This window comes from Neomoorella sulfitireducens (assembly GCF_024733845.1).
GTDB lineage: Bacteria > Bacillota > DSM-521 > Neomoorellales > Neomoorellaceae > Neomoorella > Neomoorella sulfitireducens.
In genome coordinates this window covers 92,769-108,679 of the sequence record NZ_JANRHG010000002.1, presented here as the reverse complement: position 1 = coordinate 108,679, position 15,911 = coordinate 92,769, and the positions used below count along the sequence as shown (strand labels likewise).

Annotated in this window: 17 protein-coding genes, 2 pseudogenes and 2 riboswitches; of the genes and pseudogenes, 11 read left to right on the top strand and 8 right to left on the bottom strand. The window is 53.4% G+C overall.

Annotated features, from left to right (window positions below):
- Positions 1 to 44 precede the first annotated feature (44 nt).
- Positions 45 to 109: riboswitch (Fluoride riboswitch) on the bottom strand.
- A gap of 362 nt (positions 110 to 471) precedes the next feature.
- Positions 472 to 795: a DUF190 domain-containing protein gene (locus NWF31_RS03425; RefSeq protein ID WP_258359108.1), complete on the top strand. Its 324-nt coding sequence runs from the start codon at positions 472 to 474 to the stop codon at positions 793 to 795.
- Positions 796 to 931: 136 nt separating this feature from the next.
- Here NWF31_RS03425 and crcB (NWF31_RS14880) read toward each other — a convergent pair whose 3' ends face one another.
- From crcB (NWF31_RS14880) to nadE, 5 genes and pseudogenes are all read right to left on the bottom strand, one after another.
- Positions 932 to 1,309, bottom strand: coding sequence for a fluoride efflux transporter CrcB (crcB, locus tag NWF31_RS14880; RefSeq protein WP_422880236.1), 378 nt, complete (start codon positions 1,307 to 1,309; stop codon positions 932 to 934).
- Positions 1,310 to 1,312: 3 nt separating this feature from the next.
- Positions 1,313 to 1,747, bottom strand: a complete 435-nt coding sequence (gene crcB, locus NWF31_RS03420; RefSeq protein WP_277998797.1) for a fluoride efflux transporter CrcB — start codon at positions 1,745 to 1,747, stop codon at positions 1,313 to 1,315.
- A gap of 53 nt (positions 1,748 to 1,800) precedes the next feature.
- Positions 1,801 to 1,863, bottom strand: a riboswitch (Fluoride riboswitch).
- A gap of 129 nt (positions 1,864 to 1,992) precedes the next feature.
- Positions 1,993 to 2,478, bottom strand: a pseudogene (locus NWF31_RS03415) (manganese catalase family protein); the annotation flags it as partial.
- A 162-nt stretch (positions 2,479 to 2,640) separates the two neighbouring features.
- A complete protein-coding gene (locus tag NWF31_RS14745; protein WP_258359106.1) occupies positions 2,641 to 3,348 on the bottom strand; it encodes a LysM peptidoglycan-binding domain-containing protein in 708 nt (235 codons plus the stop codon).
- Positions 3,349 to 3,610: 262 nt separating this feature from the next.
- On the bottom strand, positions 3,611 to 4,507 hold the full coding sequence (gene nadE, locus NWF31_RS03405) for an NAD(+) synthase (protein ID WP_258359105.1): 897 nt from the start codon (positions 4,505 to 4,507) through the stop codon (positions 3,611 to 3,613).
- Between the two features lie 430 nt (positions 4,508 to 4,937).
- Here nadE and NWF31_RS03400 point away from each other — a divergent pair, with 430 nt between their 5' ends.
- The 5 genes from NWF31_RS03400 (at position 4,938) to NWF31_RS03380 (ending at position 10,045) form a co-directional block, all read left to right on the top strand.
- A complete protein-coding gene (locus NWF31_RS03400) occupies positions 4,938 to 5,714 on the top strand; it encodes a DUF5714 domain-containing protein (RefSeq protein WP_422880235.1) in 777 nt (258 codons plus the stop codon).
- 417 nt (positions 5,715 to 6,131) lie between these two features.
- A complete protein-coding gene (locus NWF31_RS03395) occupies positions 6,132 to 6,332 on the top strand; it encodes a hypothetical protein (protein ID WP_258359103.1) in 201 nt (66 codons plus the stop codon).
- A gap of 207 nt (positions 6,333 to 6,539) precedes the next feature.
- Positions 6,540 to 7,394 (top strand): PKD domain-containing protein, encoded by an 855-nt coding sequence (locus tag NWF31_RS03390; RefSeq protein ID WP_258359102.1) that lies wholly within the window; start codon positions 6,540 to 6,542, stop codon positions 7,392 to 7,394.
- A gap of 48 nt (positions 7,395 to 7,442) precedes the next feature.
- Complete coding sequence (locus NWF31_RS14740; protein WP_258359101.1) at positions 7,443 to 9,725, top strand: PKD domain-containing protein; 2,283 nt, start codon at positions 7,443 to 7,445, stop codon at positions 9,723 to 9,725.
- On the top strand, positions 9,722 to 10,045 hold the full coding sequence (locus tag NWF31_RS03380) for a hypothetical protein (RefSeq protein WP_258359100.1): 324 nt from the start codon (positions 9,722 to 9,724) through the stop codon (positions 10,043 to 10,045). Before NWF31_RS14740 ends, NWF31_RS03380 begins: the two co-directional genes overlap by 4 nt.
- A gap of 277 nt (positions 10,046 to 10,322) precedes the next feature.
- Here NWF31_RS03380 and NWF31_RS03375 read toward each other — a convergent pair whose 3' ends face one another.
- Both NWF31_RS03375 and NWF31_RS03370 read right to left on the bottom strand, forming a co-directional pair.
- On the bottom strand, positions 10,323 to 10,913 hold the full coding sequence (locus NWF31_RS03375) for a hypothetical protein (RefSeq protein WP_258359099.1): 591 nt from the start codon (positions 10,911 to 10,913) through the stop codon (positions 10,323 to 10,325).
- Between the two features lie 162 nt (positions 10,914 to 11,075).
- Complete coding sequence (locus NWF31_RS03370; RefSeq protein WP_258359098.1) at positions 11,076 to 11,642, bottom strand: DUF4830 domain-containing protein; 567 nt, start codon at positions 11,640 to 11,642, stop codon at positions 11,076 to 11,078.
- A 200-nt stretch (positions 11,643 to 11,842) separates the two neighbouring features.
- Here NWF31_RS03370 and NWF31_RS03365 point away from each other — a divergent pair, with 200 nt between their 5' ends.
- From NWF31_RS03365 to NWF31_RS14735, 5 genes and pseudogenes are all read left to right on the top strand, one after another.
- Positions 11,843 to 12,382 carry an A24 family peptidase gene (locus NWF31_RS03365; RefSeq protein WP_258359097.1) on the top strand — a complete coding sequence of 180 codons (540 nt, stop codon included), beginning with the start codon at positions 11,843 to 11,845 and terminating at the stop codon, positions 12,380 to 12,382.
- A gap of 14 nt (positions 12,383 to 12,396) precedes the next feature.
- A complete protein-coding gene (locus tag NWF31_RS03360; protein WP_258359096.1) occupies positions 12,397 to 13,158 on the top strand; it encodes a type II secretion system F family protein in 762 nt (253 codons plus the stop codon).
- Positions 13,155 to 13,946: a type II secretion system F family protein gene (locus NWF31_RS03355; RefSeq protein ID WP_258359095.1), complete on the top strand. Its 792-nt coding sequence runs from the start codon at positions 13,155 to 13,157 to the stop codon at positions 13,944 to 13,946. The genes NWF31_RS03360 and NWF31_RS03355 overlap by 4 nt, the downstream gene beginning before the upstream one ends.
- A gap of 84 nt (positions 13,947 to 14,030) precedes the next feature.
- The gene (locus tag NWF31_RS03350) at positions 14,031 to 15,077 is read left to right on the top strand and encodes a ParM/StbA family protein (RefSeq protein WP_258359094.1); all 1,047 of its coding nucleotides are present in this window, start codon (positions 14,031 to 14,033) and stop codon (positions 15,075 to 15,077) included.
- Between the two features lie 189 nt (positions 15,078 to 15,266).
- A pseudogene (locus NWF31_RS14735) lies at positions 15,267 to 15,437 on the top strand (site-specific DNA-methyltransferase); the annotation flags it as partial.
- Between the two features lie 240 nt (positions 15,438 to 15,677).
- On the opposite strand, the gene NWF31_RS03340 reads toward NWF31_RS14735, so the two are convergent.
- Positions 15,678 to 15,803 carry a hypothetical protein gene (locus tag NWF31_RS03340; protein WP_258359092.1) on the bottom strand — a complete coding sequence of 42 codons (126 nt, stop codon included), beginning with the start codon at positions 15,801 to 15,803 and terminating at the stop codon, positions 15,678 to 15,680.
- Positions 15,804 to 15,911: the final 108 nt, after the last annotated feature.

The window sequence follows — 15,911 nt, the reverse complement described above, 5'->3', positions numbered from 1 at the left end:
AGGAGTATTTGGGCAAACAAAATATTCTCCTACCAGGAGTTTGTTCCCAGGTAGGAGTTATCAACCCTTGCGGGTGGTTTTTCCGGCGAACTCCATCACCGTCTGGAGAAAGCTTTTCTCCAGTGTATGAAATAAAGTGATACCCGTTGTAATTAAATTTAACAGCCCGGCCTTTAGTATGTCAAGGGGAAATGACCTAAAATTATACAGCAAAGAATTTGACATTTAATAATAAAGTCTATTATAGTTAGATTAAGGTCAAGGAGTCGGCCTCGAGGTTCTTGAAAAAGCGCCCTGAGCGATGATGACTCCCGTCTGTTAAGGACAGGAGTTTTTTTCTTCAGTGGAGACCACTGTACCAGCTGTGCTAATGACGGGTCACCTTTATCTTGGTGGTTTTCTGATGATCGATTCATACGCGTCAAATTTACCGGGTGGCTAATTAAATTACAAAGAACGGAGGGATTTTTTATGAAAAGCAGGCCTGCTAAACGGCTAACAATTTACGTTGGTGAAGGTGTTAAGTGGCAAGGAAAGGCCCTTTACCATGCTCTGGTATTAAAATTAAAGGAGGCAGGCATAGCTGGGGTTACTGTTACCCGGGGTATAGAAGGCTACGGTAAACGAAATAGTATTTATGCAGCCCGGATTATAGATCTTTCTTACGACTTGCCTGTGATTGTCGAGGCAGTTGATAGAGCTGAGAAGGTTGCTTCTGTCTTGCCAGAAGTGCAGGCCATGGTATCCCAGGGGCTGATAACGGTGTCTGATGTAGAGATTATTTTACCTGATTAGCAGGATAACTTATGAAAGAATATGGCTATTGAGAAGGTTTTTTAAGAGTAATGGTTAACGCACAAAAGCAGAATAAAAAGGGAAAGGAAAGAAGGAGATAAGGGGGCGAGGCGGGTTAAGTGTAATTAACCAGGGATTATATTAGATTGATTGCACGCCCTGCCAGGGCAAACAAAAGACCCAGGATGATACTGCCCAGTAAATAGATTGAAGCATTTATTACTTCCCCGTCTTCCAGGAGGCGGACTACTTCATAGGAAAAGGTGGAGAAGGTTGTATACGCGCCCAGAAACCCTGAGGATAGCGCTACCATTATACTGGTGTCAAATCTACAGGCAAATGTCGGGGAGCCTAACAGTAGTCCTAACATGAAAGCACCAGTAAGGTTAATTATGAAAGTACCTGCAGGAAAATTACCCTTGCTTTTAGTCGATAATACCTGTCCTAAAGCGTATCGAGTAATAGCACCTAAAAACCCGCCCAGTCCCACATAAAAATACTGCACTTCTATCATCGCCTACCTGTTTTCTGACCCGGTTTGTTGTACTTTAAATGCCAAGAAAATTGGTGCTCTAGCCAGGATTATTCCCGCCATTACGGCCGTTAACCCCCCCAAAGTGGATACCAGAACATAGATGGCGGCATAAGTTATATTACCGCTAGTTAAAAGGGTTATCGTCTCCACACTAAAGGTGGAGAAGGTCGTAAAGGAGCCAATAAAGCCTGTTGTTATACCTAACCTTAATTCGGGACCTAAGATCAAGCGTTCTAAACTATAGGTAAGGATAAAGCTCATGGCAAAACATCCCAAAATATTTATTATTAGGGTCCCTAAAGGAAAGACAGAAGGCCATAAGGTAGCTATGTAGCGACCGATTTCAAATCTGGCTATGGCACCCAGAAAGCCGAAAATACCAATATAGATGTAGACCAGCTTAAACACCTCCTTCATAAAGTTGACAAAACCCACAAAAAAATACTACCCCTGGGGCATACTATTACCCTTCGGGGGTAGGAGTCATCACTGCTTGCCGCAGAATTAAGGCGAACTCCATCGCCTAAAACTGTATAATACATAATACTATGGATGAAGGTATACGACAAGAAGGTATAAAAATCCTGCCTAGAATAACGGGAAGACTAAATACGAATAATAATGAATATAAAGAGAAAAGCCCCTTTACCGGGGCTTTAGCTTTAGTAATACTTTTTATGCTCCAGGTAATCATACACAAGGTTTAACGTCTCGCCGAAGCGCTGGAAATGGACGACTTCCCTTTCGCGCAAGAACTTCAAGGTATCGCTGACATCCGGGTCGTCGGAGAGCTGGATCAGGTATTCGTAAGTGGAGCGGGCCTTCTGTTCGGCGGCCATATTTTCATGCAGGTCGGTGACGGGATCGCCCTTGGATTGGATGTAGGCGGCCGTCCAGGGTGCCCCTTCCGCGTTGACAAAGTAGAGGGCACGGTCGTGGTCGGCATAGTAACCTTCCAGGCCGGCGCGTTTGATTTCTTCCAGGGGGGCGTCTTTAATCAGGTTATAGACCAGGGTGGCGACAATTTCCATGTGGGCCAGCTCTTCCGTGCCGATGTCTGTAAGAACTGCCTTGGCCTGGGGGATGGGCATGGTGTAGCGCTGGGTGAGGTAACGTAAAGATGCCGCAAGCTCACCGTCCGGCCCGCCGGACTTCTCATTTTAATAATCCTTCACCAGGGGAAAACCTCGGGCACGAAGTATAATTTGTAATTCTACCCAGAAATAGATATTCCTGCTTCACATATTAGCCCCCAGATAAATCTGGGGGCATTTTTCCTTAGAGCATGGGTAAGAGAACTTTCACTGATTTTACCCCGGGATGCAAACCGGTTGACCAACCTGAATCCTATCAGGATCGGCGATATGGGGATTAGCAGCAATAAGAGTATTTAAAGGAATGCCGTGGCGTTGAGCAATCAAAAAGAGTGTGTCACCGGGCTGAACTACATAAATTTGTCCGCCGGGGCAGGGAATAGGCCCGCCGCCCGGAGACAGGGGCAAACAAATTACTTGTCCTACCTGGAGATTGTTGGGGTCTACTCCGGGGTTGGCAGCTAAAATCGCTTCAAGGGTGAACCCGAAACGCCGGGCAATGTCAAAGAATGTGTCCCCGGGTCTTATTGTATAAGTAGCGTTGGGGCAAGGGGCCGGGGGAGCCGGGGCAGGAACACAGATCTGCTGTCCTATCTGCAAATTGTTGGGGTCTACCCCGGGGTTGGCAGCGGCAAGCGCATCGACAACGATGCCGAAACGTCTTGCAATACTGTAAAACGTATCTCCTGCCTGGATAACGTAGAGGAAACCGCCCGGACACGGCCCTGTTGTAGCTACGGGAATACAAATCTGCTGGCCTAATTGCAGGTTGGTAGGAACTATTCCCGGGTTGGCTGCCATGATTGCTTCCACAGTCGTGTTAAAACGGCGTGCAAGGCTAAAAAGAGAATCACCGGGCCGGATGGTATATACCGTGCCACCGGGACAAGGTGGTACCTGGCGAAAGTCTTCCTGATTGTTCACTTTTGGTTCCCCTCCAATCCAGCATTTTACATTACAAAATATGCTTTCGTACCCTGGAGGGGAACAAGTTGATATACATGGACAAATTTTTTAGAGGAACTGGATAAACGCTTGCATACAGAAGTGACTAAGAGGTAGTGTCAGTCGCAGTTTTACTCAGGGATATTGTTAGGAATAGTCCTTACTGAAGGGTCTAGGATGGGGTAATGCTTTTCGTTTGCCGCCAACAAAAAACCAAAGTTATTAGATAGAGTATCGGCCGTTAAAGAAGCGGGTACGGCGGGTCATGCTTGAGGGTTTGAGCCCGGGAAACTATGCTCTTAATTTTTGCTACCAGGTCCGGGGCTACCCCTGTTGCCGAAGCAATGCCTGCGTGATCCATTCCGCTTTCGAGGCCAACCAGTATAAGGTCCAGCACCTCGTAGGTAACCCCGAGGGCCATTTCATCAGTGATGCTGGGAATTAGATCAGGGCTGGGCGGGCGGTCGATAATGGGCTGCGGCACTTCCAGGTAAGCTGCCAGGGCCCGCACCTGGGTTTTGTAAAGCGGCAGGATGGGGGCAAGATCGGCCGCACTATCGCCGTAGCGGACAAAAAAGCTCGTGAGCTGTTCCGTACGGTTGAGGCATCCGGCTACAAGCATTCCTTCTTTCTCTGCGCGGTGATATAGGGTGCACATGCGTAGGCGATGTTTCAGGCGGAAAAAAGCCACCGTTTCCTTTACCACTGTACTTTCCGGTGCCAGTGTGAGTTCAAAGGGGCTTTTACGTGCTGTGGTCTTTATAAATCCGAAGGCAATGGGGCCGACTATTTTATTTTTTAAAGTGCTGGCAACTTTCCCGCTGTAGCACCCGAGCGCCGTAAGAGCCGGGGTAAGATCGATAGTGTCAAGCGCAATTCCGGTTTTTTCCGCCACCGACCGGGCGTCGCCGGCACTCTCCGGGGCGGTGTCCCGTTCGGGGAGAAAAAGGCCTGTCACCCGCTCCGGCCCCAGAGCCCTGACACACAAAAATGCCACTACTGCCGAATCCAGCCCGCCACTTATACCTACCACTACTCCCCGGGCTTTAGCTCCAGTCACCTTGTCGGAAATGAAAGTGCAGATTTTTTGAGCCGCCTCAGCGGGATTCAAGGCGAGGCCATTTCTCAGTTCAGGCATAACCCGCCAACCTCCGTTAATACAGAAAGGTTATGAAAAATTATCTCTAAGAACTGCCCCGGAGTGATTATTGGGATCCCTTCATATTTCCCAAGGGCCAACGAGTGATTGTCACCAGAGATAAGGCAGTTGGTTGACGTGTACTTTTTCCTTTTAATTGCCATTACGGAGATAATCCCACCTTCCAAGTATAAATTTTCACTGGGGCTTTCGCCTGCAGATATCTCCCTTAGTTCATAATTTCAGCCCTATAGATAATTGGGGTCCCTAAGCGTTCATATTCCAGGAACAAAGTAAAAGAGTAGTTTTCACGGGTTTCTGGAAGTAACCCCAGTAGAGGGGAAATCGAGATGAAGTGGTATAGTTGCAGGAAAAACAATTACTTTCGCGAAAGATAGACCATAAGTTTAAGAACACGGGGGTATAGCAGATGGAAGATTATAGAAAATCAGGTAGCGGCGGCTGCTGAGGAACAACGGAGGGCGTTGGTCAACGCCAGGAAGAAACCTATACGGAAAACTGCTTGGTCTGTGGTGCACCTTTAGAATATCTTTCTCAGGGAAGAGTATTGACTTGTGCAGTCTGCGGGAAGGAAGAGGTTGGGAATGTTTGTTGCCCCGCGGGTCATTACGTCTGCGAAGATTGCCATGGCAAAGGGGCTTTTGAATCCATCCTAAACTTGGCGCTAGCCGCAACAAGTGCCGATCCCTTAGACATAGCCGAAGGAATAATAAGGGGCACCTCCCTCCCTATGCTGGGATGCGAACATGCCTGGGTTGCAACCGGGGCATTTCTTGCTGCCATAAGGAATCACGGGGAAATTCGAGTTACAGATGAACAGATAGCCGAGGCGTTAAACAGGACACGGAAACAGGCAATCGGCGCGTATTGCGGTTTGACCGGCGTTTGCGGCGTGGCCGTCGCCATGGGTGCATCTTTCAGCGTTATCCTGGGCGCGGCCTGCCCGAAGGACCGGGAAACCGCTGCCACCATGCACGTTGTCTCGCGGGTTGTTGAAGCTATCGCCAACCAGACAGGCCCCTGCTGTTGTAAAAACTTTGTGCGTACAGCTTTGCGGCTGGGCTGCCAGCTTGCCAGAGAATACCTGGACATTAACCTGCCTTGCTCCCAGGCAATAGTTTGCCGGGATAGTCACCGCCATCCCCACGGTTGCCGGGGGAATAAGTGCAGTTATTATCCGGTGTAGGTGGGCGGCTTGCTGCGGCAACTCTATAGCTGGCCCGGTAATGTCGGGCGGAAATGAGGATTGGGTAATGGCCAGGATATCGAGGCAGGGTTACACAATTTTCTTATTACGCGTTTTGAGTTCTTCCCTTTCTTTCCTGATAAGTTCTATTATACCACTAGATGTCAAATATATGGGGCCTACCGGCTGGACTGGCGGCCGCCAAAAATACCGGCAAATGATTATATATCTTGCCTATAACGGGTTCAAAATCTGTTTCGCTGCCAGATAATTGTTTGCCGGAATAGCCTCCGCCATCCCTATTTTTGGCGCCGGATTATGTGCGGGATTATGCGGTTTAAGGTTTATCAAGCGCGGGAATTGCCGTGCTTTTTTATTTATATCAGGGCGTGCCGGGAAGGAGGTATGCGGTGAAACATGGGTTTTGTAAAAAACTTCTTGAAGCCCCTGCGCGACCAAAGGGGTTCCAGCTTTATCGAGAACGCCTTATGGATCATTGTGGTGGTGCTCCTGGTGGCGGGTGCGGGGTATGTCCTGGCCAGCCATGGGGTCTCGCCGAAGCTGGACCAGATCAAGCAGAGCATTACCAATGTGCAGGTGCCCAACATAGGCCAGTGACCGGATTTATCAGGGGGGTACTTGCCGACGAGCGCGGCTCCAGTTTTATTGAGAATGCCTTATGGATCATTCTCTTCGTGCTCACGATCTCGCCTTTCATTCTCGCCCTGGCTACGACCATAGGCACCAAATTCACTGAGATAGTTTCCAAGATTAATTCTATCGGCACGTCCTGATTCTTACCCCAACCCGGAGGAAAACGAGAGCGTGACCTTGCGTGACGCATCGGAGCACCCGGGCGAGGACAACGGCGAGAGAATCGTCTCCTGGGAGTGGGACATCCAGGGGATAGGGCAGAGGACCGGCAGGACGGTTAGCGCAAGCTGGCCGGCGGCCGGGACCTATAAGATAACCCTGACGGTGACGGATCAGGACGGGGACAGCGACAGCAAGACCAAATCGGTGGTGGTAGCCGCGGCTCCCCCGGTGGCGGACATATCGGTTAACCCGGGGCGCATCCTGGCCGGCCGGGAGGTTACTATCAGCGGCGACGGCAGCACGGCCGGGGGCGGCAGGACCATCCAGTGGGACCAGAACGAGTGGCAGATCTATCGGCCGGACGGTACCTTGAAGTGGTCCGGGGTGCAGCGCTACCCCAAGAATGACCCGCCGCCTGACCAAATGTTCAACTCACCCGGCACGTGGAAGGTGAGGCTTCGGGTGACGGATTCCGGCGGCAACAAGTCAGAGTGGGCCGAAGAGACTATTGAGGTGCTGCCCGACCAGCCGCCTGAAGCGGACTTCTGGGTATCGACTGGTGCGGTGCGCAATAAGGTGGACAACTTCAGCCTCACCGTCTACGACCAGTCGCAGCTGCCCATGCCGGACGCCTTTGAAGACCGCATCTCCCGGAGGACCTGGACCCTTGTTTACGACAAGAACAACAACGGGATCTTCGGGGACGGCGAGGATGAAACTATTACCGCCGCCGATAGCAATAAGAGCGCCCGTATCATTCAAAGCTCCGGCAACGACCCCAATCCCCGGCTGGTCTTCTACCAGACCGGCCGCTATAAATTGACCCTTACGGTCCAGGAAGAGTGGTACGGATGGGGGAGGTGAAACCCCGGCCTCCAGGCGGATACGAATTCTAAACCGGCCAGCGAATGTGTGATCAATGTCCAGAACCTGCCGCCTTACGTGGGCATCGGCACCAGCCGCCCCGAGCCCAAAGCGGACATCCTCTTCGTGCTGGGGCAGATTGATAACAAAAGGGATTACCTGAACGCTTTTAATGCCGGTCTGCCCGGCTTTTTGGGGAAGCTGGCGGAATACGGCATCGACGCTAAAGCCTACCAGAACGATGCCATGAGCACGGGCAGCGTCACCCGGGAAGATCAATCAAACTACTATATCTACCTTATCGGCGACCCGGCGGCTCCCCTCTATAAGGTGTACGTCCAGCGCAACGGCGGCGGCTTCCACGTGGAGCGGCGGGACCAGAGCGGCAACTACGTGATGGCCTTGAGGACGGTGTCTTACGGGGGGCACGACATCGACCTCCATGCCAGCGGCCATAGCTACAGTTACGGCGTGACCGTGGACAACAACGGGCAGATCGTCACCAATTTCTCCTGCGGCCATGATAATTCTTACCGGACCATCTGGGTGGACGCCAACGGGGTCATTCACGTGAAGTACTACGTCGCCGATGATGATGGGTATACTTCCACCCAGACGTGGGACTACTACGACGGCAAGGTGGAGCTAATCAAGACCAATACCGACGGGAGGACACCTTACCGCACCTTAACTCAGGTTGATGCGGACACCGTGCGGGTTCACGGCACCCATTCCGGCACCTGGGAGCTGACCTATACGTTGAACTACCCCCCGACGCTGGCGAAACTCCAGGAGGTTGCCCTGGGAACGTCCTGGCGTCCCGGCGTCACCCGGTTTGTTGTCCTCATGAATAATGCCGCGTTCCAGGACTACGCCCAGAGGGCGCAGTTTGTGAGTTACATGAAGAGCAACAATGCCGGGCTGATAGCCGAAGCCGGGAGCGGTAATTCCAGCCAGTGCGCCCAGATCGTCAACGAGATCGGCAGGGATATCGTATTCACCATCAACGACGCGGCCTCCGACCTCGACGAGATAGCCAGCTACATTATTGATTACATCGGCCAGAAGGACATGTTGGCCAATGTAGTCCTGGTCAACCAGCGGTTTGTCACCACGTCTGTGGAAAACGACCGGGAAGCAGATGCCATAGTAAACCGGGTCTGGTACTACGAGCACGACCCCGGCCACCTCATGGGCTATAACCTCAGCAACTCCCTGGGCCTCAATACCGATGTGCACCGGAAGACCTTTGCGCAGCCCCTTAACTCCTTCGCCAAGCCCGGCACCTACACGGTGAAATTCCGGGTCCAGGACCAGCCGCCCAATTCACCTTACTGGAACCATGTCGACGCCGGCCGTAAATGGTCCCAGTGGGCGGAGATGAAGGTCCACGTCCACAGGAAGCCGGTAGCGGGCTTCACCGTCACGCCGTCCAACCCGGTGATCGGCCGGCAGGTGGCGTACCAGGACATTTCTTACGACCCTGACCTGCAGTCCACGGACCCGGAAGGGAAGAAGGGTATCCGCTCCTGGCAGTGGCAGTACCGGGTGGACGGCGGGGAGTGGATAACTTCCGCGGAGCCCCCGGCGTATTTCACTGATCCAGGTAATGTAGAAGTGCGGCTGAGAGTCCAGGATTTCCTGGGCGCCTGGAGCGACTGGGCGATCAGGAGTATCACTGTGCAGAACCGGAAGCCCGTGGCCTACTTCCAGGCCTGGCCCAACCCGGCGGGCAAGACCGAGCAGGTGACCCTTATGGATGCCAGCTACGACCCCGACGGGGATGACATCACGGCCTGGGAGTGGACGGTCCAGGGCATAGGTACGCGCACGACTCGGAATGTAACCGGGATTTCCTGGGCCAACCCCGGCACCTACCAGGTTACTTTACGGGTGCAGGACCAGCACGGGTTGTGGTCCGACCCGTATACGGGCCAGGTGGTGGTGGAGAACCAGCTGCCCAACCGGCCGCCGGTGGCCGCCATAAGCTTTAACCCCAATCCCGGGTACACGGGGGAAACCCTCTCCGCCCTGGGCACCGGCTCTTTCGACCCCGACCCGGGCGACTATATCAAGGCCTTCCTCTGGCGGTACAAATCCCCTAACGGCGGCTGGACCGGGCCTATTAGCCAGTACCGGGGCGAGGCGGGCTTCCTGCGGTTAGGGGTGGTGCCAAAAGATGACCAGGCAGGTACCTGGACCTTTGAGCTGACGGTCATCGACAGCCATGACGCCATGGCCACCACCAAGGCTACGGTGAGGGTGGAGCCGGGCTTTGCGGTCCGGGTGGACGGGGTATCCACCAGCCGGCGGAGCGCGGCCGGAACATGATCGTCCGGGCCAGCGCCCACCGGCCAAGTGACGGGCAGAAGGTGGCCATCGATGCCATGAAGGTTATTATACCCACCGGCAATTTGCCTGCCGGCTGGCAGCCCTTTGAAGCATGGATGACCTATAACTCATCCCGGGAAGCCTGGGAGTACACCTACCTGATCCCTGATAAGGAACAGGAGGGCCGCTGGCCGGACGACGGCTGGTATACGGTTAAGGTGATAGGTTACAGGAGTGGTATAGCAAAGGAGGCGTATTACAATTTTGAGGTGCGCGGGCACATCTTGAAGAGGCTGATAATACAGACCGAAAGCTGGTAAGTTACTTACCCCGGGCCGGGATCTCCTGGCCCGGGGTTTTTGTTTATCAAGCTGCTTAGAAGCCAGCTAGTCCAGTAAACAGCGGACCCTTCAGAATTCAAAAACTTGTCCCGTCGGTGTCCCGCCCGACGTTTTCTTCATCCATATTCCAAAAGCGTCATATAGACTCGCAGGGTTATTATAAGAACCGAAAGTCCAAACACTTACCAAACACACCACATTATCATAGAGGCTTTTACCATCATTAATGTATGTGGCTAAAGGGATAGTAGCGTATTCAGCTACCTTCTTTCAGGCTAGAGAAAAATTGATCGAGTTCGCGCACGGCCTTGTGCCCTGTCTCCCATAGATCACTTTTCTCCCCTTCAGTGTTGAACAAGGCATTTTCGCAAAAGGCCTCCACAATTCTGAGGTCTTCAATAACTTTTTTCCATTGCTTTGTATAATTACCCAGATCTTTGGCGTCCCTTGTTGTCAGTTTATATCTTTCTGACCGGAGAGCGGTCCGTCCCCGTTCAAGGACTTGAATAACGTAGGAAATATCGTTGGACTGGTACCCGGCAACGGGTTGAATTTTATCCAATCTATCTTCTAGCCGTATCCGGCTGATTGTTGCTATCGCTCCTTCAGCCAAAGCCAGGCCAGTTCCAACTTGAGATTTTGCATCAGAGCCGGAAGCGGAAACTACCTGCTCAATACCCTCTATACTTTCCTCTAGACTACTATGCAGAATACGCCATGTTGTTTCTCTAAGAGCGTTTCTCATCTCTGTATTTAGCGTGTTTAAATGTATAACTTCTTTTACGAGAAAAGCTGATATTACTACCATAAGGATAAAAATTCCTGAAGTAAATGACCATCTATTCACCCTTCGCCCCCCCGATTTTATACTTTACCCAGGTCTTTAACCACCGGGGCTACGGTTATATAAACTGTTATTTCTTTGGTTGAATTATTCATGTTAACAATCCCTGTATAAGACATCCCGGGTTTTCGTGTCATTATCCCGGTGCTATAGAAACCATCTCGGTTATCTCGAACCATTAGCTTCATACGCACCCACTATCACATTGAAAGCCGGTCCCGGTCTTCCCATTTCATCAACGATCCAGTCGATCCAGTAGCCCGCTACCTCGTTACCATCCATTACAAGAACTATATTTTCTACCACCTTATTTTTATTTTCAACACTATAGGTGTAAAGCGTTACTTGTTTGCCTAAATAACCGGAAAAGTCCATTCCATACTGCTTTGATAGTTCATTCCCCCTTTTTAACAATTCACCAATCCGGACACCATTTTTTACTTCTGTAAAAGTATCGGGGAATTGCAGGTCATAACTTGCTCCGCTATTGGTCACGATCTTATAACCCAGATTATGCACAAATAGTTCGGCTGCTTCTTGCTGAGTCAACTCCTTTGTCACCGGGGTCGTATCGCTGGCAGATTGTGATGCCGGAAATGGCTGCGTTTCCTCCACTGCCGGAGCAGGATGGGCATTCTCAACTGTTGGCTTTTGCGAACATCCGGCCATGTTTACTAGCCAAAAAACCAAAACGACTATTGCAAGGAACACATGCTTATTCTCTTTTAACATTTCCCCCAAAACACCTCCCGGCTCTTTTAGTTTTTATTATTGTAAATCTCGTCATCGGCTAAAAGCAATATTCTAATAAAAAGGCTACGATCTGGTTTAACTTTTGCAAAGGATATATGGGACCATCCCAATGAAAGATTAAATTGCCCGGGCCATATTTTATTGGCCCGGGTTTTGCTTTTAGAAGGAGGTGCATGGCCATGGACCCGCCGGGGATTTTTTATGTCCTGGGCTTTCTAGTACCCGTAAGCATGGCCGGTTTTTATGACTGGCGCCGGAATATCGTCCCCAATACCGTTACTTTCCCCCTCATGCTTGGTGGCATGGTTTACCGGGGGCTTTACGGCGGGCCGGGAGGTTTGCAGGAAGCCTTTATCGGGGGTTTTGCTTTTTTCCTCTTCGGGTGCTTCCTGTACCGCTTAGGAGGGTGCGGGGGCGGGGACGTCAAGCTGATGGCCGCCTTTGGCTTCTGGCTGGGGCCGGGGAGGGCGGCCGGGGTAATCCTCGCCGCGGTGATAATGGGGACAGCATGGGGGCTCTACAAATATGCCCGGCTGGGGATCTTCCGGGAGCGCCTGCAGGTGTTTTTATGCGCCCTGTACTTGAAGCTGGCGTATGGGGTAAAGCTTGCCTGGTGTTTGCCCCGGCTCCCCAGGGATATTGACGCTCCCGCGCCCCGGGAAGCCGTACCCTTCGGCGCCTGCCTGGCCTCGGTCGCTTTGTTATTGACTATACTTTAGGGAGGTAGATGATTTTGTTTAAGTTGCCTTTGAAAAAGATACCGGGAGGGCCGCTGCTGCTGATCGCCCTGTTAACCGGCCTCCTGGCGGCCGCCGGGGTTTACTGGGCCTTCGCCGGCGTCTACCAGCCGGTAGAGGTAGTGGTGGCTGCCAGAAACGTGGAACCCCTTAAGCAGATAGGGCCGGCGGATGTCAAAGTTATAACCAAGCTGGAGGTGGATTACCGGCAGTACAAAGCCAGGATAGATGAGCAGGCGCAGGCGGCTTTGCAGATGATAGCCTCCCTGTACGACACTACCGGCGACCTGGTGCGGGCCATTGAAGGTGCGGCCAACTGCACACCTTCACCCATGCGGGAAGAGCTGATAAAAACCCTGGTGGAATACAGGCTGGGCGGCTCCTTGCCGGATGCTCTGGCTTCTTTTGCCGAACGGGCCGACAACAGGGATATAGACATCTTTATCAAAGCGGTTACCCTGTCGGAGAAGTACGGGACCAATACGGCCGAGGTGGTAGCAGAGATCGCCCGGGTGATCCGTGATCGGATAACCTTACGCGAGGAACTTAAAAGCGAGGTGCGCGGGCAGGGGCTGACGATAAATCTGTTTTTGCTCTTTCTGCCCCTTACGGCGCTGTCGCTCCTGTATTTCTCCAGTGAAGCCCGGCATGTCATTATCGCCACCTTCTTCGGCAAGGCGGTAATGTGCTTTATTATCCTGGTGGAGTTTCTGGCCTGGTACTTTACCCGGGGTATGGGGGTGGTGGAGGAATTATGATCACCGATATGGTGTCAGTATGCCTGCTGGTGGCGGTTGCCGCCTTCCTCCTGATCGTGGCCTGGAAAGCCCCGCCTGACCTGGTGCTGCGAGCCGGCCGCAGGTTTTCTTCCGCATCTGCCAGGGAGAGGTTCAGGTTGTATCTATGGCGCCAGGGAAGGGAGCAGGAGGTAGACCCGGAGGCTATCTTAGGCTTCCGGGCCATTGCGGCCGGTACGGCGGTCCTGGCGGGTGTGATTGTTTGGCCCGCAAACCTATTTTTGGCGTCGTTTTTTTTGGCCGCGGGAGGGTTGTTGTATGTTTTGCCCGGCAAATATCTTGAAAGACAAGAAGAGCGGCGACTTAAAGATTTGCGCCGGGAATTTCCCACTATGGTAACACTGCTTAAAGTATTCTCCAGGGCGGGAGACCTCTACCAGGCCATGCGGGTGGTAAGGGGGGCCGTAAGGGGAGAGCTGAAGCGGCAGCTGGACATCCTGGCCGCGGAGCTGGAGGTATTCCCCCTGCCCGATGCCCTGGACAACCTGGCCAAAAGGGCGGGGTACGGCCCGCTGGCCAACCTGGTGGGCGTGGTCCTGATGGCCATCCAGACGAGCGCTGACGTAGAAGAAGTGCTGGACACTTTCGCTCGGCACGCCTATGACGAGAGGGTAAACGAGATCAGGCGGGAGATCAAGGTGCAGCCCATATTGATGGCCGTCATTCCGGCGGTCATGTCCCTTTCCCTCTTGCTCCTATTTGTTTTCCCCATGTATGCCAGCATAATAGACAGGCTGAGTGCTTTTTGAAGTAGATGTGGAGGCGAGAGCCGGGGTAATGGTCGCCCCGGCTTTTTTGTTGAGAGGACTTACTTCAAAAAGGAGAGAGGTCTTATGCAGGCAATTCAAGTTAACAGCCAACCGGCCCCGGTCCCGGTTAAAGCCGTAGGGGTAGATGTGGGTTATGGTTTCGTCAAAGCCATATCCGCAGCGGCCAGGGTTTCTTTTCCCGCAGTCGTGGCGCCCTGCGTTGAGGACCCTTTAAGCGGGATGTTTCGCGACGGGACGGGCCATAAGGTAAAGGTGCGTAAAACAGGCGGGGAGGCAGAGGAAAAGCTGGTCGGCGAGGCGGCCCTGAGGTCCATGGCGGCTACAGCAACTTTAAGCCGGGAGAAACCGGCGGCCCTCCATGACCTGCTGCTGCTTGCGGCAGCTTACCTTGCCGGCGCCGGGGATAAGGGACCGTTCCCCAAACAGGTTGATCTGGCGGTGGGGCTGCCCCTGGCCTATTTCCGCGCCCAGAAGGAGGCCCTGAAGAAGCGCCTGGAGGGCCTGGCGGCCTGGGTGAGTGTGGACGGCGGGGAAGAGAGGTATATCAGCTTCGACCAGGTGATGGTATTCCCGCAGGGGGCGGGCGCGGTACTGGCGGGGGATGTAATCCTGTCCGGGAGAGGTTACCTGGGAGTTGTCGATGTGGGGACCTACACCACCGACTACCTGCTCTTTGAAGACCGCGGCGACGGTGTGCCCAGACCCCTGCCGGAGGCCTGCGGCAGTCTGGAAGTTGGTGTCCATTTGTTACACCGTTCCCTGGCGGCGGAGTTCCAGCGCCGGGCCGACGCCCCCCTGGCCCCGGCCATGTACCAGGAGGTTGTTGAGGGAGCCATGGCCGGACGGCCTGTCCACTATGGGGGCAGGGATATATGCCTGGAAGAAGCGTTTATGAAAGCCAGGAAGGATGTCGGCCAGGCTATCGTCCAGGGGGTGCTGGCGGCCTGGGGTGGCCGCGCCGGCTTTGTGGCTTTAACACTCCTGGCCGGTGGCGGGGCAGGTTTATTTAAGGATGAGCTTGTGCGCGACCTGCCGGGAGCCGGGATATACGGGGACCCCTTTTTCGCCAACGCCATGGGCTATTTCAAGATGGTTTGTAACAAAGCTTAGCCTTGCGGTTGCTAATTTATCGGAGCTTTTTAAAGTGTTTTTGTTACACCGGTGCGGCTGCAAGGACGTCCCGTTCTTTGTTTGTAACAAAAGAGGTGATAAATGTTGCCCGGGGCCGTGAAACGCCTTAATTTGCAGTTGCCACAAAGCCATCCTGTATTCGGTTATCCGCCCCGCGTCAGGCCGGAGATGCATACCCATCATAAATTCTACCTCGGCGATGCCCTGGAGGTGCTTGAAGGGTTGCCGACAGAAAGCGTCAACTGTTGCGTTACCTCCCCGCCCTACTGGGGTCTGCGCGATTATGGCATGGAGGGCCAGGTGGGAGAGGAAGAAACCCCGGAAAAGCATGTCGCCAGGCAAGAATATGCGCCATATGCAGGTATTACGGGAGCGAGAAGCGCGGCCGGTGCGGGGTATCCGGCAGGAAGATGAACCCACGGATGTTTGCCTGCCGGTATTTCTTGGAACCGGGAGATAAAGAGGGATAGGGGCCGCCGCAACGTTTTACGCCCTTACGGGCTAACGTAGCGGCGGCCTTATCATAAAGGCAACAGCGGTAGGCAGCAGGAGCGCTAAAGCGCACCTGCTGCCTTGATTTTAAGCCTTGGGGGCCTTCCGGCCGGCCCTGGATTGTACCGCCGCCCTGGCCGTTACGGCAAGGGTACGGCCTGCGGCATAAACGGCCTCCGCCCCGCGGCGCTTCGCCCCGCGGGTTCCCTCCATTTATTCCTCGGCCCCTCCCTGCGGTCGGCCCTTGCCTCCCGGCCCGGAGGCAATCTTTGCTGTTAAGGCCGGAAGGCCGAGGGCCGAAGGCCCAAAAAGAAAAAGGAG

Coding starts and splice junctions, on each gene's coding strand:
- NWF31_RS03355 (WP_258359095.1), top strand. CDS start 13,155: ATGATCACCGATATGGTGTCAGTATGCCTGCTGGTGGCGGTTGCCGCC.
- crcB (WP_277998797.1), bottom strand. CDS start 1,747: ATGAAGGAGGTGTTTAAGCTGGTCTACATCTATATTGGTATTTTCGGC.
- NWF31_RS03365 (WP_258359097.1), top strand. CDS start 11,843: ATGGACCCGCCGGGGATTTTTTATGTCCTGGGCTTTCTAGTACCCGTA.
- NWF31_RS03350 (WP_258359094.1), top strand. CDS start 14,031: ATGCAGGCAATTCAAGTTAACAGCCAACCGGCCCCGGTCCCGGTTAAA.
- NWF31_RS03425 (WP_258359108.1), top strand. CDS start 472: ATGAAAAGCAGGCCTGCTAAACGGCTAACAATTTACGTTGGTGAAGGT.
- nadE (WP_258359105.1), bottom strand. CDS start 4,507: ATGCCTGAACTGAGAAATGGCCTCGCCTTGAATCCCGCTGAGGCGGCT.
- crcB (WP_422880236.1), bottom strand. CDS start 1,309: ATGATAGAAGTGCAGTATTTTTATGTGGGACTGGGCGGGTTTTTAGGT.
- NWF31_RS03395 (WP_258359103.1), top strand. CDS start 6,132: ATGGGTTTTGTAAAAAACTTCTTGAAGCCCCTGCGCGACCAAAGGGGT.
- NWF31_RS03380 (WP_258359100.1), top strand. CDS start 9,722: ATGATCGTCCGGGCCAGCGCCCACCGGCCAAGTGACGGGCAGAAGGTG.
- NWF31_RS03340 (WP_258359092.1), bottom strand. CDS start 15,803: ATGGAGGGAACCCGCGGGGCGAAGCGCCGCGGGGCGGAGGCCGTTTAT.
- NWF31_RS03370 (WP_258359098.1), bottom strand. CDS start 11,642: ATGTTAAAAGAGAATAAGCATGTGTTCCTTGCAATAGTCGTTTTGGTT.